General features: G+C 67.5%; 15 protein-coding genes. 10 read left to right on the top strand and 5 right to left on the bottom strand.

Annotated features, from left to right (window positions below; translation table 11 throughout):
* Window positions 1-127: 127 nt before the first annotated feature.
* The 4 genes from ACWGRX_RS14730 to ACWGRX_RS14715 form a co-directional block, all read right to left on the bottom strand.
* On the bottom strand, window positions 128-1264 hold the full coding sequence (locus ACWGRX_RS14730) for an ABC transporter substrate-binding protein (RefSeq protein WP_291639497.1): 1137 nt from the start codon (window positions 1262-1264) through the stop codon (window positions 128-130).
* Window positions 1265-1324: 60 nt separating this feature from the next.
* Window positions 1325-2206, bottom strand: coding sequence for a shikimate dehydrogenase (locus tag ACWGRX_RS14725; protein WP_452118137.1), 882 nt, complete (start codon window positions 2204-2206; stop codon window positions 1325-1327).
* Window positions 2207-2316: 110 nt separating this feature from the next.
* Window positions 2317-3249, bottom strand: a complete 933-nt coding sequence (locus ACWGRX_RS14720) for a LysR family transcriptional regulator (protein WP_452118136.1) — start codon at window positions 3247-3249, stop codon at window positions 2317-2319.
* Window positions 3250-3494: 245 nt separating this feature from the next.
* Window positions 3495-4181, bottom strand: coding sequence for a GntR family transcriptional regulator (locus ACWGRX_RS14715; protein ID WP_291639503.1), 687 nt, complete (start codon window positions 4179-4181; stop codon window positions 3495-3497).
* A 314-nt stretch (window positions 4182-4495) separates the two neighbouring features.
* Between ACWGRX_RS14715 and ACWGRX_RS14710 the strand changes: the two genes are divergently transcribed.
* The 5 genes from ACWGRX_RS14710 (at window position 4496) to ACWGRX_RS14690 (ending at window position 9658) form a co-directional block, all read left to right on the top strand.
* Window positions 4496-5488, top strand: a complete 993-nt coding sequence (locus ACWGRX_RS14710) for a 4-hydroxythreonine-4-phosphate dehydrogenase PdxA (protein ID WP_452118221.1) — start codon at window positions 4496-4498, stop codon at window positions 5486-5488.
* A 64-nt stretch (window positions 5489-5552) separates the two neighbouring features.
* On the top strand, window positions 5553-6545 hold the full coding sequence (locus tag ACWGRX_RS14705; protein WP_452118135.1) for a Bug family tripartite tricarboxylate transporter substrate binding protein: 993 nt from the start codon (window positions 5553-5555) through the stop codon (window positions 6543-6545).
* A 139-nt stretch (window positions 6546-6684) separates the two neighbouring features.
* Window positions 6685-7173, top strand: a complete 489-nt coding sequence (locus ACWGRX_RS14700; RefSeq protein WP_291639507.1) for a tripartite tricarboxylate transporter TctB family protein — start codon at window positions 6685-6687, stop codon at window positions 7171-7173.
* A 21-nt stretch (window positions 7174-7194) separates the two neighbouring features.
* Window positions 7195-8712, top strand: a complete 1518-nt coding sequence (locus ACWGRX_RS14695; protein ID WP_452118134.1) for a tripartite tricarboxylate transporter permease — start codon at window positions 7195-7197, stop codon at window positions 8710-8712.
* A 28-nt stretch (window positions 8713-8740) separates the two neighbouring features.
* Window positions 8741-9658 (top strand): dihydrodipicolinate synthase family protein, encoded by a 918-nt coding sequence (locus ACWGRX_RS14690; protein WP_452118133.1) that lies wholly within the window; start codon window positions 8741-8743, stop codon window positions 9656-9658.
* A gap of 126 nt (window positions 9659-9784) precedes the next feature.
* On the opposite strand, the gene ACWGRX_RS14685 is transcribed toward ACWGRX_RS14690, so the two are convergent.
* Window positions 9785-10138: a VOC family protein gene (locus ACWGRX_RS14685; RefSeq protein ID WP_452118132.1), complete on the bottom strand. Its 354-nt coding sequence runs from the start codon at window positions 10136-10138 to the stop codon at window positions 9785-9787.
* Between the two features lie 154 nt (window positions 10139-10292).
* Here ACWGRX_RS14685 and ACWGRX_RS14680 point away from each other — a divergent pair, with 154 nt between their 5' ends.
* The 5 genes from ACWGRX_RS14680 (at window position 10293) to ACWGRX_RS14660 (ending at window position 21968) form a co-directional block, all read left to right on the top strand.
* Window positions 10293-11048 carry a fumarylacetoacetate hydrolase family protein gene (locus ACWGRX_RS14680; RefSeq protein ID WP_452118131.1) on the top strand — a complete coding sequence of 252 codons (756 nt, stop codon included), beginning with the start codon at window positions 10293-10295 and terminating at the stop codon, window positions 11046-11048.
* A gap of 248 nt (window positions 11049-11296) precedes the next feature.
* Complete coding sequence (locus ACWGRX_RS14675) at window positions 11297-13249, top strand: autotransporter assembly complex protein TamA (protein WP_452118220.1); 1953 nt, start codon at window positions 11297-11299, stop codon at window positions 13247-13249.
* Window positions 13249-17571 carry a translocation/assembly module TamB domain-containing protein gene (locus ACWGRX_RS14670; protein WP_452118130.1) on the top strand — a complete coding sequence of 1441 codons (4323 nt, stop codon included), beginning with the start codon at window positions 13249-13251 and terminating at the stop codon, window positions 17569-17571. Before ACWGRX_RS14675 ends, ACWGRX_RS14670 begins: the two co-directional genes overlap by 1 nt.
* Window positions 17572-17969: 398 nt before the next feature.
* Window positions 17970-19409, top strand: coding sequence for a porin (locus tag ACWGRX_RS14665; RefSeq protein WP_291639518.1), 1440 nt, complete (start codon window positions 17970-17972; stop codon window positions 19407-19409).
* A gap of 219 nt (window positions 19410-19628) precedes the next feature.
* Window positions 19629-21968, top strand: coding sequence for an OmpA family protein (locus ACWGRX_RS14660; RefSeq protein WP_452118129.1), 2340 nt, complete (start codon window positions 19629-19631; stop codon window positions 21966-21968).
* Window positions 21969-21979 lie beyond the last annotated feature (11 nt).

Here is a 21979-nt window from a genome sequence, read left to right as displayed (position 1 = left end):
CGCAACGAAGCCGTAGCGCCTTCACGATCGGCCGCGGTCCCTCACCCCTGCCCCTCCCCCATTCGGGAGAGGGGTTCCCCACGCTTGTCCTGTCTGCCGCTCGCAATGACGATGCGGCTCCCCGCTGTTACGGGTTGATCTTCGGCAGCGTCGCCGTGATCACCTGCTTGCCGTCCTTGACCTCGGCGAGGAAGCTCTCGCGATCGAGATCGCCGTTCTTCTCGATGGTGGTCTCCATCAGGATGCCGGGCTCTTCCGAGGGCTTGATCGTGGCGCCGCGCAGCGTGTCGGCGAGGCCCTTCTTGTCGAATTTCTTCTGCTTCTCGGTCGCCCACTTGATCATGTAGACGCCCATATAGCCCTTCATGCCGTTATGGTCGGAAGCGTAGTTGTACTTGGCTTGGAACTTCTTGCCGAATTCCTGGAAGGCCGGGATCGGCGCGTCGATCGACAGGCCGACATGGCCCTTGGCGCCATTGGCAGCCTCGCCGGCGAGCTCGATCACCTTGGCACCGAGCAGCGTCGTCTCGCCGACCATCGGCTTGTTGACGCCCTGCTGCTTGGCGGCGCGCAGGAAGCGGGCGCTCTCCTCCTCGTTGAGATAGACGAAGACCGCGTCGGCATTGGCGTTCTTGATCTTGATCGCGTCGGCCGAGAAATCGGCCTGGCCCTGCTCGGTCGAGACGTCGGCGGCGACCTTGATTCCGGCCTTCTCGAGTTCGGGGATGATCGCGTCGCGGCCGCCCTTGCCGAAGTCGTTGTTGACCCAGACCACGGCGACCGAGCCGGCCTTGACGGTGTCCTTGAGATATTTGGCGATCTTCGGCATCGCCGCCGCCTGGCTGAGCGAGGTCCGGAACAGATACTGGTTGCCCTGCTTGGTCAGGCCGGCGGCCTCGCCGCCGACGATCTGGGCGATCTCGGCGCGCTGGGCGATCTGCATGGAGGCGCCGATCGGACCGGAGAAAACCGGGCCGAGCACGGCATAGGTGCCTTCGTCGATGGCGCGCTGCACGGCGGCGCGGGTGTTTCCGGGATTGGTCTGGGTATCGTAATGGATGATCTCGATCTGCTTGCCGAGCAGGCCGCCCTTGGCGTTGATCTCGGCGACGGCGAGGTCGATTCCGTTCTTGAAATTGGTGCCGGCCGTGGCACCCGCGCCCGAGAGCTCGACGACGTTGATCAGCTTGACCTTGTCCTGCGCCGAGGCGGGCAGGGCGATGCCGGCGCTGAGCGCAGCGGCGATGATCCAATGCGACTTCATGATCTGTATCTCCTCCGATAGCTTCGTTTCTTGTCGCCCCGGTCGTGCCGGGCCGTCTTCTTATGCAGCATGCTCGCCGGCGCGCTCTGCCATCGCGGCGTCGAACGCGCGGCTCATCGCGCTTTCCGACGCTTCGGCGCCGGTGAACAGCGCGAAGGCGTCGAGTGCCTGGTGGATGGCGAGCTCGCGCCCGCTCATCACCGTCGCGCCAATGCTTTGCGCAGCCTTCATGAGCGGTGTCCAGAGCGGATGGTAGACGGAATCGGCGACCCATTGCGATGCTCGTAGAACGCCGGCCGGCAGCGGCATTTCGCGGTTCGGCGCCATGCCGAGCGGCGTGCCGTTGACGATGCCGGCGGCGCCCTCCGCGGCCGCAGCCGCACTGGCCGCGATCTCGATTCGGGCGCGGCCGGCGAGCATCTGCGCCAGGGCCTCGCATTTGCCGCGGTCGATGTCGTAGAGCCGCAAGGCCCCGACGCCGCTGCCGGCCAGCGCGAAGGCTATCGCCTTGCCGACACCGCCGGCGCCGACGATCGCGACCGGCCTGTCGCCGTCGTTCCGGCCGAGCTTGCGATAGGCCGTGGCGAAGCCGCTGGCATCGGTGTTGTGCCCGGTGAGCCGGCCATCGGCGACGGTGATGGTGTTGACGGCCCCCATCGCCGCGGCCTCCGGCGAAAGCGCGTCGAGCAGCGGCACGACCGCTTCCTTGTAGGGGTAGGTGACGTTGATGCCGGAGAAGCCGAGCCGGCGCACGCCCTCGAGCATGGCGGCGAGGTCGTCGCGCTGCGCGCCTTCGACCTCGATCAGGTGGTAATGCGCCTCGAAGCCGGCGGCGCGCGCCGCCGCCTCCTGCATCGCCGGCGTCGCCGAATGGGCGATCGGATAGCCGATCAGCGCGAGCAGCACCCGCTTGGCTTTCCTGGCGTTGACGCTTGCCGGCATGTCCGTCCCTTCCCGGCGCGCCCGTCTTGGCGGGCTGCGCGCTGACGAAAGATAAGCTGAACGAGCGCCCTAACGCGATAACCAATCCATCGCATCTACCTAACTCGATGTTATCTTTTGGGTGGAGACGAGGCCTCGCCATGCCCTAGCGGCATCACCACCGCATTCATCTCCTCGCGCAGCAGCTTGACGAAGCTCTCGGCATAGAGGGACGGGGCCTTGTCCTTCTTGATCGCGACATAGGTCTGGAACTGGGTCGGTTCCTCGATCGGGATCGCCGCGACCCCCGGCATTGCGCCATGCGCGACGGTGAACTGGTCGATGATCGCGATGCCGAGCCCGGCCTTGACCAGCGCGCAGACGGTGGTGCCGAAGCGCGCCTTGATCGCCATTTCGAAGCTGAGCCCGCTGCGCACGAAGATCTCGCTCATGATCCGGCCGTAAGGGTCGTTCGGGTCGATGCCGATCAGCGGGTGCGCGACGATCTCGCTGGCCGAGACGCTGGCGCGCCCGGCGAGCGCATGGCCTTCAGGCACGATGCAAAACAGTTCGCCCATCGCCAGCGGGATGAAGTCGAGGCCCGGATGGTCAAGCCGGTAGCTCATCGCCGCGATCTCGCCCTTGCCGAGCAGGAGATAGTCGAGCGCTTCCTCGATCTTGAGGATGTTGATCTCGATGCGCAGGTCCGGATGCTTGCGCTTCAGGCGTTCGATCGCCCGTGGCACCATGACGTTGCAGATGCTGGGCACCGAGCCGAGCCGTAGCTCGACGCCGTCGCCGCGCTCGATCCGCGCCAGGGTGTAGTGGAGGTCGTCGACCTTCTGGTAGACGCCGTTGATCTGCTCGAAGATGTCGTTGGCCTCAGGCGTCGGCACATAGCGTCCGTGCCGGCGCTCGAACAGCTTGAGGCGGAAGGTCCGCTCGGTGTGCTTCATCAGCCGGCTGATGCCGGGAGCCGAGACGTTGAGCAGTTTCGCCGCGCCCGCAATCGTGCCGGTGATCATGATGGCCCGGATCACCTCGATCTGGCGCAGCGTCAGCATGGCCCGCGCTTCCTCCCGCTCGCCTTCTTGCTGCCAGCGGAGGCGAGGGCGAAAGGACTGTCAAGGCGCGCTGACCTCCGGCGCAGGCTGAGCAGGCCACATCCTCTGGCGGAGCGGCTTCGCCCTGCGCGGTGCTGGCCGGCCCGGCTGTCGCCTGAAGCCCGAACTCGCTGCTGTGAGTGTCGATGCAAGGCATCTGGCCAGAGCGTTCGGCTCCGGTCCCGGGAAGGAAGCCGGGCGCCGGTTCAGAGGACGTCCCAGACCCGCAGCCGCGTCGAGTCCATATGCAGGCGGATGACCTCGGTCAGCGCCTCGGCGTCGCGCTTTTCCAGCGCCTCGATCATCGCCTCGTGCTCGGCGACGGCTCCGGCCCATTTGTCCGGACCCTCATTGCCGATGAAGCGCAGCCGCTTGATCCGGGCCTGGAGGGTGCCGTGCATTTCCATCAGCACGTCATTGCCGGACGCGGCCACGATCGCGGAATGGATCGCCTGATTGAGCTTGAAATATTCGAGCCGGTTCCGGACGCGATATTGTTCCATCATCGCATCGTGCAGAGCCCGGATCGCCGCGATCGTCTCGTCCGAGGCGTTCTCGCAGGCCGTACGTCCGCCGAGCTGCTCGAGATTCTTCAGCACTTCGAGGATGTTGCGCATATCGGTCGAGCTGAATTTGCGAACGATCGCGCCCTTGGCCGGCTGGATCTCGACCAGGCCTTCGCTGGCCAGCGTCTTGATCGCCTCGCGCAGCGGTGTGCGCGAAACGCCGAGCTGTGCCCCGATCAGCCCCTCATTGATGCGCTGGCCCGGCGCGAGGGTGCCCTCGATGATCATGTCGCGCATGCGCTCGAGCACCTCGTCGTGCAAGGTCCGGCGCTGAATGCGCGGATAGGCTTCCGACGCTTCGCTCAACGTCCCGACTCCGCTCGTCATCGACGCTCCTTCTCAATCGTCCTGTACCGCATGGCGTTTTCGCCATGTCAACGCGGCCTCCGCTCGGCATGGCCGATGCTGCGGCGCCCAGGTCATGGAAACTTGTGGAAACGCCAGCTTCCGGACAGAGGGCGCCGGTCGAAGGTACCTTTCCAGGAGCATCTTATGTCACATTGATTATGCTGCATACAGAATACTTGCCTAGCCATTGGGCGCATGTTAGGCCCATGCCAGATTGCCGGCCTATGACCGGATTACGGGAGGATTCCTTGGAAACTGAGGCGAAGAACGCCCTGCCGGTTATTGCAGTCGCCATGGGCGATCCGTCCGGCATCAGCCCCGAGCTCACTGCGCGCATTCTTGCCGAGCCCGATCTGCGCTCCGCCGCGCGTTACGTGGTTTTCGGTGATTTCCGCCTTTTCCAGCTCGGCGCTGCCGATGCCGGGCTGGCGCCCGATCTGCATGTCGTCAAGGAAGGCGATGCGCTGCCGGCCGCTGCCGGCAAGCCGGTCTTCGTCGATCTCGCCAACCATGATCCTGCCGATCTCCAGCGCGGCAAGGCGACGCTCGCCGGCGGCAAGGCGGCGACCGATAATTTCCGCCGGGCCCTGCAGCTCGCCGCTGCCGGCAAGGCCGATGCGGTGTTCTTCACGCCCTTCAACAAGGCGGCGATGCGCTTCGCCTATCCGGGCTATGACGACGAGATCCGCTTCGTGCGCGATGCGATCGCCTTCGAAGGTCCGGCGAGCGAGTTCAACGTGCTCGACGAGCTCTGGAACTGCCGGGTCACCTCGCATATCCCGCTGTCGGAGGTCGCGAACAACATCACCCAGGAGCGCATCCTGCGGGCGCTCGACCTCGCCGACAAGAATCTGCGCGCCGCCGGCTTCAATCCGCCGCGCATCGCGGTCGCTGGCATCAATCCGCATGCCGGCGACGGCGGTAATTTCGGCCGCGACGAGGTCGACACGATCGAGCCGGCGGTGAAGACGGCACAGGCCAAGGGCTACACGGTCGAGGGGCCGTTCCCGTCCGATACGGTGTTCCTGCGTGCCAAGAATGGCGATTTCGACGCCGTCCTGACGATGTATCACGACCAGGGCCAGATCGCGATGAAGCTGATGGGCTTCGATCGCGGCGTCACCCTGATCGGCGGTTTCCCGTTCCCGATCTGCACGCCGGCTCATGGCACGGCCTATGAGATCGCCGGCAAGGGCATCGCCAATCTCGGCGCTTGCCGGGCGGCATTGTCGCTGGCCATCAAGATGGCGAGCGAGGGAAGGGCGGCGCGCAAGACCGCGGCCTGAGGAAACTCCGGCAGGGCGGCCACATAAGAGCCGCCCGATCAGTTGAAGCAAGGGAGAGAACAGCATGAAGAAGTTCACGATCGCGGCGAGCTTCGTCGCCGCGTCCTTCGCGATGGCGATGCCGGCCCAGGCCTGGCAGCCGACCAAGCCGATCGAATTCGTCGTGGCCTCGGGGCCGGGCGGCGGCACCGACAATTTCGCGCGCGTCATTCAGTCGATCATCACCAAGCACAAGCTGGTCGAGCAGCCGATCGTGGTGCTCAACAAGGGCGGTGGCAGCGGCGCCGAGGCCTTCATCTATGGCAAGGGCGGCAAGGGCGATGCCCACAAGGTCGTCTTCGGCACCAACAACGCCTATCTGCTGCCCTACGTCGCCAAGCTCGGCTACAAATTCTCCGATCTCACCCCGGTCGCCGCTCTGGCGCTCGACGAGTTCCTGATCTGGGTCAACGGCAACTCGCCCTATAACGATGCCAAGGCCTATATCGACGCGGTGAAGGCCAAGCCCGGCAGCTTCAAGATGGCCGGCAGCCAGTCCAAGGACACCGACCAGACGCTGACCGCGATGATCCAGGACGCCACCGGCGCCAAGTGGATCTATGTGCCCTTCCAGGGTGGCGGCGCGGCCGCGACCCAGCTTGCGGGCGGCCATGTCGACTCCAACACCAACAACCCGAACGAGAATATCGGCCAGTGGAAGGCCGGCCAGGTCAAGCCGCTCTGCGTCTTCTCGCCGGTGCGTCTCGCCAAGGGTGAGCCGGTCCACAACGGCAAGGGCTGGGGCGACATCCCGACTTGCAAGGAAGCCGGTCTGCCGCTCGAATCCTTCCAGATGCCGCGTACCGTCTGGCTGCCGGCCGAGGTTCCGGCCGATGCGGTCGGCTTCTATGCCGACGTCATGGAGAAGGTCAGCAAGACCCCGGAATGGGCCGAGTTCGTCGCCCGCACCGCGCAGACCGCCCGCTTCATGAAGGGCAAGGAACTGACCGACTTCGTCGCCAAGGACGAGGCGGCCAACGCCAAGACCTTCAAGAACGAAGGCTGGGTCGTCAACTGACCCGCCGCTGACGGGACGGCCCGCTGGCCTAAGGGGCCAAGGCGTTTCGGCAGCCGGGTCGAGCCCGAGACGAACTCCGGGAAGCGGGCCTTCGAGCCCGCTTCCCGTCGCAAAAATCACCAGGGATGGAAGGCTGTCGATGATCACCCGCTTCCAGGCCGAAATCGGGACAGCCCTGGCGACGCTCGCCTTCGGGCTGGTCATCGTCAACGGCGCGCGCGAATTCGGAATCGGCTGGGATTCCTCCGGTCCGCAGCCGGGCGCCTTTCCCTTCTATTGCGGCCTGCTCATCGCGCTCGCCAGTCTCGGAACGCTGGTATCCACCGTCGGTCGCAGGCTGGGTGGTTCGGCCGCGCTGGCCGACAGCTTCCTCGACCGCGAGCAGGCCAAGCGGGTCATCTCCTTCTTCCTGCCGATGCTCGCCTTCATCGTGCTCAGCGTGACGCTCGGCATGTATGTCGCGATGGTCCTCTATCTCGTCTTCGCGATGCGCTTCCAGGGGCGCTTCGGCTGGTTGCCGACGCTTGCGACCGCCTTCGGTACCGCCGCCTTCTTCTATTTCGGCCTCGAGAAGTTCGCCCAGGTCTCCCTGCTCAAGGGGCCTGTCGAGACGATGCTCGGCCTCTGACCTTCGCGAGCCGGACACCCCATGGAAAACTTCGCCTCGCTCCTCCACGGTTTCGAAGTCGCGCTGACCGCTCATCACATCGCTCTGATGATGGCCGGCGTGCTGCTCGGCATCCTCGTCGGCGTGCTGCCCGGGCTCGGCGCCCCGAACGGCGTCTCGCTGATGCTGCCGCTGACCTTCACCATGGACCCGGTCTCGGCGATCATCCTCTTGACCTCGCTTTATTGGGGCGCGCTGTTCGGCGGCTCGACCACCTCGGTCCTGTTCAACATTCCCGGCGAGCCGTCTTCCGTCGCCACCACCTTCGACGGCCATCCGATGGCCAAGCAGGGCAGGGCGGCCGAGGCGCTATCCTTCGCCTTCCTCTCGGCCGGCTTCGGCGCCATGGCCGGCGTCATTCTGATCACGCTGCTCTCGGGCTGGGTTGCGCGCTTCGCGCTGAAATTCTCCTCGCCGGAGTATTTCGCGGTCTATTTCATGACCTTCGCCAGCTTTGTCGGCCTCGGCGGCGCTTCGCCCTTCAAGACGATCGTCTCGATGGCGATGGGCTTCGCCTTCGCCACGATCGGCATGGACTCGGTCTCCGGCAATGTCCGCCTGACCTATGAGTTCGACGTGCTGCTCGCCGGCGTCAGCTTCCTGATCGCGGTGATCGGCCTGTTCGGCCTCGGCGAACTGCTCCAGACCATGGAGGAGGGGCTGCGCTTCGACGGCGTCAAGGCCAAGGTGCGTCCCCGCGACGTGCTTCTGACCGCGCTCAAGCTGCCGCGCTACTGGTTCGCGCTGCTGCGTTCCAGCATCATCGGCATCTGGATGGGCATCACGCCGGGCGGGCCGACGGCGGCCTCCTTCATGAGCTACGCGATGGCCAAGCGCTCCTCGCGCACCCCCGAGAAATTCGGCAAGGGCGAGCCCGAGGGCGTGATCTCGCCCGAGACGGCGGACCATGCTGCCGGCTCCGCCGCCATGCTGCCGATGCTGGCGCTCGGCATTCCCGGCTCGGCGACCGCAGCGGTGATGATGGGCGGGTTGATGATCTGGGGCCTCAACCCCGGCCCGATGCTGTTCGTCGAGCGTCCCGACTTCGTCTGGGGCCTGATCGCCTCGATGTATCTCGGCAACGTCGTCGCCGTTATCGTCGTGCTCGCCACCGTGCCGCTCTTCGCCTCGATCCTGCGCATTCCGTTCTCGATCATCGGCCCGGCCATCGTCGTGGTCTGCTTCATCGGCGCCTATACGGTGGCCAGCAAGGAATTCGACATCTGGCTCGCGCTGGCCTTCGGCCTGGTCGGCTACTTCTTCAAGAAGCTCGATTATCCGATCGCGCCGCTGGTTCTCGCCATGGTCATCGGCGACAAGGCGGAGGACGCCTTCCGCCAGTCGATGATCTTCTCGCAGGGCTCGCTTTCGATCTTCTGGTCGAATCCGCTGGTCGGGTCGCTGATGGCGATCGCGCTTTCTCTCCTCCTCTTCCCGCTGTTGGGCTCGGCCAGGCGCGGCATTCGCAAGCTTGCGACCGCCCGGGCCGCCAAGGCCTGACGGCTCCACCGCCGCAGAGAGTCCTGCCATGACCGAAGTCTACAAGGGCATTTTCCCGATCGCGCCGACGATCTTCCACGACAATGGCGACCTCGACATCGAGGGTAACAGGCGCGTCATGGATCTGATGATCGACCAGGGCGTCGACGGCATCTGCATCCTCGCCAACTATTCCGAGCAGTTTCTGCTGACGGATGAGGAGCGCCATCAGGTGATGCTGCTCTCGATCGAGCAGGTCGCGGGCCGTGTGCCGGTGATCGTCACCACCTCGCATTTCTCGACCCGCATCGCCGCCCAGCGCGCCAAGGCCGCCGCCGATGCCGGCGCCAAGATGCTGATGATGATGCCGCCCTATCACGGCGCCCTGCTCAAGGCCGACGAGGACGGCATGATCGAGCATTTCGCGCATGTCGCCGACGCCAGCGGCCTGCCGATCATCCTGCAGGACGCGCCGCTCGCCGGCGTCAATATGAGCGTGCCCTTCATGGTCCGGCTGGCGAAGGCGGTTCCGCTCGTCTGCTATTTCAAGATCGAGATCGCGGGTACCGCCAACAAGCTACGCGCCCTGATCGAGGCCGGCGGCAAGGCGGTCGTCGGGCCGTTCGACGGTGAGGAGGCGATCACGCTGATGGCCGATCTCGACGCCGGCGCCACCGGGACGATGACCTCGGCCATGATCCCAGACCTGATCAAGCCGATCGTCACGGCGCATGCCGCGGGCGACCGCAAAAAGGCCGCCGGGCTCTATCGCGACGTCCTGCCGATCATCAATTTCGAGAACCGCCAATGCGGCCTGCGCGCCACCAAGGCGCTGATGAAGGAAGGCGGCGTGATCAAGAGCGAGGCCGTCCGCCATCCGCTGGTGCCGCTGCACCCGAAGACCCGCGAGGGCCTGATCGAACTCGCGCGCGAACTCGATCCGCTGGCCCTGCGCTGGGGCAAGTGAGGCCAAGGTCCCTCGTCAGGCCCGGGCTTGGCCCGAGCCTCCCCTGAACGAGGTTCCCGGGTCCGCGCCTCAGAATTCGATCGAGGGGCGGACCCAGAGGTTTCGCCTGGGAACGACGGCGCGACGTCAGCCCTTCGTCCAGACCGCGAGCTCATAGCCGTCCGGATCGGCGAAGTGGAAGCGTCGGCCGCCGGGAAAGCCGAAGGCCGGCCGCACGATCCGTCCACCGGCGGCCTCTATCGAGGCCTGGGCGGCGGAAAGGTCGTCCGCATAGAGGATGACCAGCGGCCCGCCCGGCCTCGGCGTGCCCTGCGTGGTGAAGCCGCCTTCCAGGCGGCCATCGGAGAAGGCGCAGTATTCCGGGCCGTAATCGGTCACCTTCCAGCCGAAGGCGGCCTCGTAGAAGGCCCGCGCCCTCGCAAGGTTGGCGACGACGAATTCGACATAGTCGATGCGGCGGTCGTTCTCTGATCTGGTCATCGAATCTCTTCTGATCGTTCCGGTCGCATGAGTTCTAGCGCGCTGCCGGCCCGCGCCTGGCGGCAGCCGCCCCGGCGCCTGACGAATTCCCATTCGTAGACCGATGCTGTAGCCAAGGAAGCCTACGAGGCTGCTGCGACAGGAACCCAGCACGATGGCGACGACGATTGACACCCTTGCCGAGGCGCTGACCGGCGCCCGCCGCGGCCACAGCCTGGTCGAGATCGCGACCTTGCCGGTCCCGGCCGATATCGACGCCGCGCTCGCCGTGCAGGCCAAGGTGCAGAAGGCGATGGGCTATGCCGATGCCGGCTTGAAGGTTTCGATCGCCGAGGGCGGCCGGCCGATCGCCGCGCCGATGCCGGGGCCCTATCTGAAGTCCGGGGATACCTATCGCTCCGCCCATGGCGCCGAGCTGCGCGTCGAGATCGAGCTCGCGGTGCGGCTCGGGCGTGACATGCCGCTGCGGCCGGGCAACCCCTATACCCGTGCCGAGCTGATCGAGCATTGCGACGCCGCGCTGGTCGGGATCGAGATCGTCGAGAGCCGCATCGCCGACTGGACTCATGTCGCCTTTCCGCTCTGGCTCGCCGATGCGCTCGGCCATGGTGGCTATTTCGTCGGCCCGGAGGTTCCGTTCAGCATTTTCGACGATGTCCGTTCGCTGACCTGCACGGTCGAACTCGACGGCGACGTCCTCTATGACCGCCCGGCCGAGCACGCCAATGGCGATCCGCTGGTGACCGCGCTGGCCTGGGCCAATCGCCCAGCCGAGACGCCGCTCGGCGGCCTCAAGGCGGGGCAGATCATCACCACCGGCAGTCTCTGCGGCGGCGTGCTCGCGCCGACGCTCGGCCCGGTGATCGCCCGGCTCGACCCGATCACGGCGATCTCCTTCGCGCTGGCGTAAGCAATTTGCGCTCGCGGGAAGCCATGCCCGCGAGCGCTTCCGTTGCGGGGGTGTAACGGTACGTTTACCTCGCGGGTGCTCGGATTGTCGCTGCGGATCGGCAGCGTTGAATTGTGATCAACTGGCGGCAGGATCACAAAATGAACTCATTTTCTGCATTTTAGTCGCGTTGCGTTGGAGGTTTGATGCTGTCGAGACGGAGGAGGGGGCTCGGTATTGCGGGCGGGGGCTTGTGCGCTTTCGTCGTGATGCTTGTGGCCGAAACTCCGCCGGCCCGTGCCTTCGACCTGTCCTCGCTCGACGTCTTCGGACTGTTCGGTTCGAAGGAGAAGCCGCCGGCCGTCAGCGCCACCACGCTGCCCTATGAGCTGAACTTCGAGCTCGATGACGCACCCGATGCGAGCGCGCTGACGCGCAACCTGCAGGATGCCTCGCTCCTCTATCGCCTGAGGCAGGATGCGCCGCCCGACGGCGATACGCTGGCGCGCCGGGCCAGCGCCGATATCGACCCGATGCTCGATGCGCTCTGGGCGCGCGGCTATTTCAACGCCCAGGTCAGCATCGCAGTCGACGGAGCGGTCGTAAGCCAGGCCGGCGAGCCGCCGCCGGGCTTCGCCGCCGCGGCCGAGCGCTTTCGCAACCGTGCGCCGGCGCCTGTCGTCGTCACCGTCAATCCCGGGCCGCTCTTCACCCTGCGCAATGTCGATATCGTAGCCGGCGAGAAGCGTGATCCGACCGCGGTCATCGCCGATCCGGCCAAGGTCTCGGGGCTGAAGCCGGGCGATCCGGCCAGCTCGGCGTCGCTGCGCGCGGCGCAGGCGGCACTGGTCGATTACTGGCGGGCCCATTCGCGCCCGCTCGCCAAGGTTGTCGAGATCCGGCCGGTGGTCGACCATGCTGCCAAGATCATGGACGTCTCTCTGGTCGTCGATCCCGGTCCGGTCGCCGGATTCGGCGAGTTCGGCATCGGCGAGACCGGCGACATCCCCGAGGCGGTGGTCCGCTCCTTCATCTATCTCGAGCCCGGCGATCCCTATTCGCCCAAGGAGCTCGCCGATACCCGCAAGTCGATCGCGACGATTCCTGCCGTCGGCGCGGTGCGGATGCGCGAGGGCACGGCCCTCGATGCGCGGGGCAACCTGCCGATTTTCGTCGAGGTCTCCGAACGGCCCAAGCGCGTGGTCGGCTTCTCCGCGCGCTACTCGACCATCGATGGCCCGGCGGTGAGGACCTATTGGGAGCATCGCAACCTGTTCGGCGGGGCTGAGCGGCTGCGCGTCGAGGGCGATCTCTTCTTCGCGCCGCGCATCGACGGCACCAAGATCCAGCGCTTCGGCGATTTCCTGCCATCCGATCTCGGTGGACGCTTCGCCGTCGGCTTCATGAAGCCAGCGCTCGGCGGCAGCCGCAACGATCTGCTGATCGATGCGGTCGGCACGCGCGAGCGCGTCGGCACCAACCGCTATGGCGGCTACACCGCCCGCTACGTCAACGGAACCGCCAGCATCCGCCATCGCTTCAGCGACAGCTTCTCGGTCCAGGCCGGGCTCGAGGTCGAGCGCGGGCAGACCAGCGACGTGCTTGGCCAGGTCGACTATCTGATCGCCGGCGTGCCGCTCTCGCTGCGCTATGATTCCACCGACAGCCTGCTCGATCCGACGCGTGGCATCCGCCTCACCGCCTCGGTCGCACCCTATGCCGCCTTCGGCGACACGGATGCCCCCTTCCTGCAGAGCAAGGCTTCGCTGTCCGGCTATTACTCGCTCGACGAGGACAGCCGCTATGTTCTCGCCGGCCGGATCGGGCTCGGTTCGATCGCCGGTGCCGACCTCGGCGATATCCCGGCGACGCGGCGCTTCTATGCCGGCGGCGGCGGTTCGGTGCGCGGCTACGCCTACCGCACATTGTCGCCGCTCGGGCCGCTCGATCACCTCACCGGCGGGCGCAGCCTGTTCGAGGCTTCGGCCGAGGCGCGCATCAAGATCACCAACACGATCGGTATCGTGCCCTTCTTCGACGCCGGCATGGCCTTCGAATCGCAGGTGCCGAACTTCAAGGAGCGGCTGCAACTCGCCGCCGGGCTCGGCCTGCGTTATTATACGCCGATCGGGCCGATCCGCGTCGACGTCGCGGCCCCGCTCAACCCGCGCAAGGGCGACAAGCCCGTCGCTCTCTACATCAGCATCGGGCAGGCCTTCTGATGGGCGCGCTCCGTTTCCCAAAGCTGCTCGGCGCCATCGCGGCACTGCTCATCGCCGCAGGCGCCATGCTGCTCTCCGGCCTCGGCGGCTTCGCCCAGAACGCCGGCGAGCGCGGCGTCCTCGCCGATCTGATCTCCAAGGCGCTCTCGACCGATGGCAGCCAGGTCTCGATCGGCGCCGTCGACGGCGCGCTGTCTTCCGACGCGACGATCCGCGACATCGTCATCTCCGACCGCGACGGCCCCTGGCTTCGTCTCGACCGGGCGCGCCTGAGCTGGACGCGAAGCGCGCTCCTGCTGCGCCGGCTCGAGGTCAACCGGCTCGAGATCGGCAAGCTCGAGATCCTGCGCAGGCCGCTGCCGGATCCGGCCGCCGCGGCCGCCCAGGCCAGTGACGGGCCGCTTTTGCCCGAACTGCCGCTGAAGGTGGTCATCGAGGCCTTCCAGCTCGGCGAACTGGCGCTCGGGCCGACCGTGATCGGCGCGCCGGCACGGCTCACGGCCAACGGCGCCGCGCGGCTCGGCCCGCCCAATGAGGGGCTCGATCTGCGCCTCGCCGGGCGCCGGCTCGACATGGGCGGCAGTCTCGACGTCAATCTGCGTTTCGTGCCGCAGACGACGCAGCTCCAATTGGCGGTCAAGCTCGACGAGCCGGAGGGCGGCCTGCTGTCGACCATCGCCGATCTGCCCGATCGCCCTCCGGTCAAGCTCGACCTTTCCGGCGACGGCCCGCTCGACCGCTTCAAGGCGACGCTCGCCTTCAATGCCGGGCCGACCATCGGCGCCGACGGCACCGCCGACCTTTCGCGCCGCGGCGCCGGTCGCCGCCTGCTGCTCGCGCTCGATTCCCGTATCGCCGGCCTGATGCCGGCGCCGGTCGCACCGGTCTTCCAGGGCTCGACCCGGCTCGACGGCGCGGTCGGCTTCGCCGATGACGGCGCGGTTGCGGTCGAGGAGCTGGCGCTGGTCTCGGCCCTGGCCAGGCTCGATGTGAAGGGCCTCTACAGCGCCGACAAGAATCTCGATTTCACGGTGACGGCGGCGGCCCGGCCCAATGCCGAGGGCCGCACCGTCGCCTCGGGCGCCGAGATCGCCAAGCTCGCCTTCGACGCCAGGATTCAGGGGCCGGCTGCCGGGCCGCGCGTGGATGCCAGCCTGCAGGCCGAGGGCGCCTCGGTGCCGGCCGGCAAGCTCGGCAAGCTCGGCCTGACCTTCACCGCGACGCCGAGCGGCCCGCTCGGCGATCCCGCGACCCGGACGGTTCTGGTTTCCGATGGCGAGGCCTCCGGAATTGCGCTCGCCGATGCCGCGCTCGCGCGCTTCGTCGGCGACCGTGTCCGTTTCACCTTGCGCGGCACTGCCAGCGAAGGCGGCGGCGCGTTCGAGACGCTGAAGCTCGCCTTCGGCGGTGCCGAGCTCGATTATGTCGGCCAGCTCGGCCCCAAGCGCATTCTCGGCAAGGCCCAGGCGCGCTTGCCCGACCTCTCCCGCCTCAGTGGCCTGGCCGAGCGCAAGCTCAAGGGGGCGGCGACCGTCGCCGCCGCGATCGATGCCGAGCCGCATCTCAAGAGCTATGCGGTGAAGCTCGACGGTTCGGCCGAGGCGCTCGGCCTCGACCAGGCGGCGCTCGATCGCCTGCTGGCCGGCAAGCTGACGCTTGGCGGCGAAGTCCGGCTGCCGGGTGGTCGTGGGGTCATCGTCAACGGCCTGCGCATCGCCGGCACCCATGTCAGCGCCGCCGCGGACGGCGCGCTCGGCGCCCAGGGCTCGGATCTGCGCGCCAACATCGCGATTCCCGATCTGCGTCGCGCCGACGCCCGGCTGTCGGGGCAGGGCGCTTTCGACGCCACCCTGTCCGGCCCGCTCGACAAGCTCGATGCGACGCTGCGCGCCGGAATCAGCAACGCCACGGCGCTCGGCCGGCCGGTGCCGCGTCTGGCGCTCGATGCTGTGCTGCGCGACCTGCAGGGCGCGCTCGCCGGCGAGGCCAAGCTCTCCGGCGAGGTCGAAGGCAGACCGGCGACCGGCATGGTGCGCTTCGCCAAGCGCGATCCCGGCGGCTGGAGCCTGCCGCAGCTCGACATCGCCATCGGCTCGGTCACGCTGAACGGCGCGCTCGATCTCGATGCCGCCAATCTCGCCGAAGGCGCTCTGAAGCTCGCCGCCCGCAATCTCGACGACCTCTCCGCCCTGGCGCTCGCCAAGCTCGGTGGCCGCATCGACGCCGATCTGCGCCTCGCCCGGCCGAATGGCGGCCAGAACATCGACCTCACGGCCAATGCGCAGCGCCTGTCGGCGCCGAGCCTGACGCTCGAGAAGCTCGACGCCACGCTCGCCGTCGTCGATGCCCTGCGCAAGCCGCGCATCGATGGCAATGTCCAGATCGACCGGGCCGTCATCGCCGGCGAGCCGGTCAACGCGATCCGCCTGGTTTCGCAGGGCGCCGCCGAGACCAGCGATATCAGCCTCGACGCGTCCGCCCGTGGTTTTGCGCTCGCGGCCAAGGGCAGACTCTCTGTCGCCGAGCCGCTGCGCTTCGATCTGGCCAGCTTCACCGCCAGCCGCGACGGCCGCCGCATCGCGCTTTCCAAGCCGGCGAGCTTCACCGCCACCGATGGCGGCGTCGCGATCCGCGATCTCGCCCTCGCCGTCGACGCCGGCCGCATCGTGTTCGACGGCGAGGCCGGGCGCACCCTTGATCTGCGCTTCCAGGCGCAGAACGTGCCGCTCTCGGCCGCGCGGCTTGCCTCACCGGCGCTCGACCTCTCCGGCACGCTCGACGCTGAGGCAACGATCAAGGGCACGCCGGAAGCCCCGACCGGCCCGTGGCGGGTGAAGATTGCACGCCTGGTCGCCCCGCAGACCCGCCAGGCCGGCCTGCCGCCGATCGAGATCGCCGGGCAGGGCACCCTGAACGGTCGCCAGACCAGCCTCGACGCCAGCCTTAACGCCGGTCGCTTCGTCGCCTTGACGGCGAAGGGCAGCGCGCCGCTCGGAGGTGCTGGCGCCCTCGATCTCGCCATCCAGGGCCGGGTCGATGCTGCGCTGGCCAATACCCAGCTCGCCGCCGATGGCCGGAACCTGACCGGGCAGGTCGCCATCGACATGCGGGTCAGCGGAACGATGTCCGCGCCCCAGCTTGCCGGCGGTGCGACGCTCGCCAATGGCAGCTTCAGCGATGCCCTCCAGGGTGTGAGGCTGACCAGGCTCGAGGCGCGCCTCGCCGCGCGCGGGCCGGACCTCGCCATCGAACGTTTCTCGGCCCAGACCCCGGGCGGCGGCACGCTCTCGGCCAGCGGCAATGTCCGGCTTGATCCGGAGGCGGGTTTTCCGGGAACCATCCGCATCGAGGGCAAGCGTGCTCAGCTCGTCGCCAACGGGCTGGTGACCGCGGTCGCCGATCTCGGGCTCGATCTCGCCGGACCGCTGGCGCAGCGCCCGCGAATCGCTGGGCGGATCGGCGTGGTCTCGATCGAGGTTGCCGTGCCGGACCGGCTGCCGTCGAGCCTGCGCCCCGTCGACGGCATCCGCCATGTCAATGCCAAGGGCCAGGCTGCGCAGCGGCTCGCAGCGCAGCGCAAGGCCCGGGCCGCGGCGCAGCGCAAGGGCGCCCGCGCGCCGGCCTTCGATGCCGCGCTCGACATCACGGTTTCCGCCCCGGGACGCGTCTTCATCCGCGGTCGCGGCATCGACGCCGAGCTCGGCGGTGAGCTGCGCGTCGGCGGAACCTCGGCGAATCCGGTACTGAACGGCGGGTTCGACCTGCGGCGCGGCCGGCTGAACGTGCTGAGCCAGCGCCTCGATTTCAGCCGCGGTCGCGTGACCTTTTCGGGTGACGTCATGCCGGAGCTGGATTTCGTCGCTGAAACGCGCGCTGCCGAGGTCACCGCGAGGATCATCGTCAGCGGGCAGGCGTCGGCGCCGGAATTCACCTTCAGCTCCTCGCCGGAACTGCCGCCGGACGAGGTGCTGTCGCGGCTGCTCTTCGAACGCGCCTCCGGCTCGCTCTCGCCTTTCCAGGCCTTGCAGCTCGCCCAGACCGCGGCGCAGTTTTCCGGCGCCGGTGGCGAAGACGTCTTCGAGAAGCTGCGGCGCCAGCTCGGGGTCGACAATCTCGACGTCCAGATGGGCCCTGACGGGCCGACGGTCGGCGTCTCGCGTGCATTGTCCGACAACATCACCCTCGGCGTGAAGGCGGGAGCCAAGCCTTCCGAAAGCGGTGTCTCGGTCGGCATCGACCTGACTCGGCGGCTGAAGCTCCAGGCCGAAACCAATGCCGACGGCAGCGCCGCGGTCGGTGTCGGTGCCGAATGGGAATATTGAGTCGGATCGCTCCGGGAATCACCGCTTCCCCGTGAGATCGCAGATTCGGCCCGGAAAGGGCCCGCGCCGGCCTATGATGAGGTCGTTCCGGTCCCCGCTGGTTAACAGTTCCCTAAGTTCCACGCTCAAAGCGTGGCAGGCGTGCAACACCAGGGTCCAAAGCGCCCGCTTGGCTGTGGGGTAGGTGCGATGGAGGTTGATCGCGGGGCGGGCATTCGTAATGGTGACTGTGCGGCGGGACATTCCCGGTCGCTGTTTTTCAACTTCGCCTCTGAGTGGTTCAGGGACGGGGGGGGAAGACCGGGATAGGTGGTTTCACCGGTGGGGTCTCCTGGGGCCGTCCGGATCACGAAGTCACCGAAGCCCGAGGGTCTCGAAACTCTTTTGGAGGTTATCAAATGAAGCTCGTTAAGAGCCTCCTCCTCGGTTCTGCCGCCGGTATCGCCGCGGTTGCCGGGGCTCAGGCCGCCGACCTTCCTTCGCGGAAGGCTGCTCCGGTCGAATACGTTCGCGTCTGCTCCGCTTACGGCGCTGGCTTCTTCTACATCCCTGGCACCGACACCTGCCTCCGCATCGGCGGTCGTGTTCGCGCTGAGTACGCTGTCGGCTCGCGTTATGGCGACGGCAACGACGCTTACGGCAGCCGCGCTCGTGGCCGTCTGAACGTCGACGCTCGTACCGCCACCGCTTACGGCACCCTGCGGACCTTCTTCCGCTATGAGCTGACCAACAGCACCGGCGTGTACAACAACACGATCGGCGGCAACCAGGGCATCGTCGTTCCGGGCGCTCCGCGCACCACCGGCGGCACCGCTGCTTCGGGCGCCAACCTCGATCTGGCCTTCGTCCAGTTCGGCCCGATCACCGCTGGTCGCGCTCAGTCGTTCTTCGACTTCTACGCCAACGACCTCGGCTTCACCACCGTTCGTACGGCTGACTCGCGTCTGAACCTGTTGGCCTACACCGCCACCTTCGGTTCGGGCTTCTCGGCCACCCTGTCGCTCGAAGATCGCGTCTCGGGTACCGGTTCGCGTGAAGCGGCTGTCGTCAGCCCCGGCGGCGTTTCCAACTACCTCGGTCAGGACTACCCGGACGTCGTCGCCTCGCTGCGCGTCGATCAGGGTTGGGGTTCGGCCCAGTTGTCGGCTGCTCTTACCCAGCGCAGCATCAACAACGCCGGCCTGAACACCGTGTTCGGTCCGGGCGGCGCTGCCGCCGGCAACCCGGCGATCGCCAACGGCGCTGGCGTCTTCGTCGGCAACAAGGACGAGATGGGCTGGGCCATCCAGGGTGGCGTGAAGATCAACCTGCCGATGCTTGCGGCTGGCGACTTCCTGTTCCTGCAGGCTGCCTACGCTGACGGCGCTCTCGGCTATCTCGGCTGGGGTGGCAACTTCGGTTCGGGCCGCATCGCCGCTCAGAACGCTGCGCTCGCGGTTGGTGACTTCGGCGTGAACGCGCTCGGTCAGGTCGACTCGTCGACCGGCTGGTCGATCGTTGCCGCTCTGCGTCACTTCTGGACCCCGACCCTGCGTTCGGAGCTCATCGCTTCGTACTCTGAGCTGAAGCTCGGCTACGTGCTGACCAATCAGGCCGTCGCTGGCCAGATTTCGCGTCCGCTCGATCCGAAGGAGCTCATCGTTGCTGGTAACCTGATCTGGTCGCCGGTTTCGGGTCTGGATATCGGCGTCGAGGTGCTCTACACCCGCACCGACATGCGCCAGTCGGTCCTGGCCTCGAACAACCTCGGCAACCGGGTTGCTCTGGCCAACGGTGGTTCGCTCGTGAAGGCGGACGACGCCTGGGCTGGCCGCTTCCGCATCCAGCGCGACTTCTGATCGATCTTCCGATCGTGATGATGGAAGCCCCGGGGAAACCCGGGGCTTCTTTCGTTTTGAGGATTTCGCGCACCATTGGCCGCCAGCCGGGAGGGGAAGGGCGAATTCCAGGGCAGAAGCTTGCCGGCTTGCTTGACTTGCCAGTGTGATGAGGCCTGATTCTCACCGGTGCGAGGGACCGGATTCGGTTCGAGTCGGTGGCAGGGGCGAGGATCGGGGATGGCACGGCAGGCCGGTTGGCTGTGGGGGTTCGTTCCGCTGGCAGTGCTGTGGAGCTCGGCCAACCTGATTCAGAGCGAAGCGGTGCGCAAGGATGTCGAGGCGCGAGCTCTAGCCGCCGGTGCGCTCGCGGGCGCGGCTCCGGGGATCCGCGAGGTCTCGGCCCGGGTCGATGGACGCGACGTCTATCTCGATGGCGAGGCGACGAGCGCCGATGGCGCCGCCAAGGCGCTGGCGCAGCTGAAGGCGGAGTTCGGTGTCCGGCGGGTTCTCGGGGGTCTGACACAGGTCGTCGCGCAGAAGCCCTATAGCTGGTCGGCGAGCCGTGAAGCCGACAAGGTGACATTGACGGGTTTCGTGCCTGACGAGAGCACTGCGAAAGCCAATCTCGCCGCTGCGCGCGGTCTCGGACCTGCCTTGCGGATCGAGGACCAGCAGAAGATCGCCTTCGGTGCGCCGGCGGGTTTCCCGGCATTGACCGGGGCGATGATCGCGGATCTCGGCAGGCTCTCTGCCGGAAAGGTCGCGCTCGACGATACGCGCTTCTGTGTCGAGGGGACGGCTTCGTCGCCCGAAGCCTTCCTGGCGCTGCGCGCTGCCGCAGCGGCAGCCCCTCCTGCCGGCTTTTCGCGGGTCGATTGCGCGCTCAACCCGCCGGTCGTCTCTCCTTATGTCTGGAGCGCCGAGAAAAATGCGGCTGGGGCGGTTAGCCTGTCGGGCTTCTATCCGTCTGAAGCCGTCAAGAACGAAGTCTCGGGCCTTGCGGCGCGGGCCTTTCCCGGGGCGGGCGCCATTACTGACCGCACCCAGCCGGCGAGCGGCGAGCCACCGGCCTTCCTGGCGCGGGTCGGCCGGGCCCTCTCCGAGCTGGCGCGCCTGCGTAGCGGCAAGGTCGAGATCGACGGCACGCGCTACCGCATCGGCGGCGAGGGGCCGCAGGACTTCGCCGCCTGCGAGGCCTTGCGCCTGAACATCGCCCAGGCCGATGGTCCGGAATCGGTCGCACTGGCGGCGATCTCCTGCCCGCCGGCCCCTCCGCCGCCACCGCCGGCGCCGGTGATGCCGCCGCTGCCGGAGGCGCCGCCGCTCGATCTCAGCTTCGCGCCGCCTGCGCCAACGCCTGCACCGGGGCCGCAACCGGCACCGAAGCCGGCGCCATCGGTTCCGGCCGTGGTCGTGGCTCCGCCCGCCCCGCCGGCGACGGCGCCAGTGCCGGCGCGTCCGCTGCAATGGCGTGCCGAGAAGACAGAGGCTGGCATCGCGCTCTCGGGCATCGCACCCAACGCCGCCGCCCAGGCCGCTGCGGCGGAACTCGCCCGCGCCGCTCTGCGGGGCGGCGCGTTGACCGACCGGACGCGTGTCGAGCCCAATCTGCGCGACGCCGCCGATTTCGACGCCGTCACGCGCTTCGCCCTCGGACTGCTCGAGAAGATCGAGCGCGGCAGCGTCAGCCTGGCCGGCGGCAATCTCACGGTGACCGGCGCGGCGCGCGATCTGGCGAGCTGGACGGCCTTGCAGGAGGCACTGAAGGCGCAATCCTTGCCCGCGGGGCTGGGATTGTCCGGCGCGCCGCTGCTGACCCTCAGCCGCTATGGCTTCTCCGCCGCGGTCGACAGGACAGGCGGAACGCTGTCGGGCCATCTGCCGGATGCCGGCTCGAAGCAGGCGATCGCCGAGCTGATCGAGGCCTCGCCCTTGCGCGGCAAGATTCGCGATGAGACGACGATCGTGCCTGCGGCTCCGGCCGGCTTCGGGGTCGCGGCCCGCAGCGCCGTGCAGGATCTGCTTCGGCTCGATCTGGGCTCCGTCGATCTCGTCGACCACGAGGTCAGTGTTCAGGGGCTGACCTGCCGCGAGCTGATCCGCTCGGAGGTCGAGACCAACGCCGCGAGCGGCTTGCCGGAAGGTTTCACCGGCAAGGCCGAGATCGGGATGCGCCAGACCGGCTGCGTCATCGATCCGCCGAGCACCTGCCAGAACGATCTCGATGCCCTGACCCAGCGCTATTATGTGATGTTCGGCCAGGGCACGGCGGTCGTGACGCTCGATTCGGTGACCGAAAGGGCGATGACCGAGGCCGCGGCGATCCTGAAACATTGCCCGGATACGCGTGTCACCGTCGAGGGCCATGCCAACATGGACGGCGAGCGCGCCGGCTTCAACAATCTCGATCTGTCGCGCCGGCGCGCCTTCCGTGTGCGCGAGGAACTCATCCGGCGCGGGCTGGAGCCCGAACAGCTCGAGGTCAAGGGCTATGGCGTCGACCGGCCGCTGGTCGCCCATGGCGACCCCGACGCCAAGGTCAAGAACCGCCGCGTTCAGTTCACCGTCGCGAAATAGGGCCGCACGCC

The organism is Allobosea sp. NPDC055594, from assembly GCF_053618995.1.
This window is presented reverse-complemented; position numbering and strand designations above follow the sequence as displayed.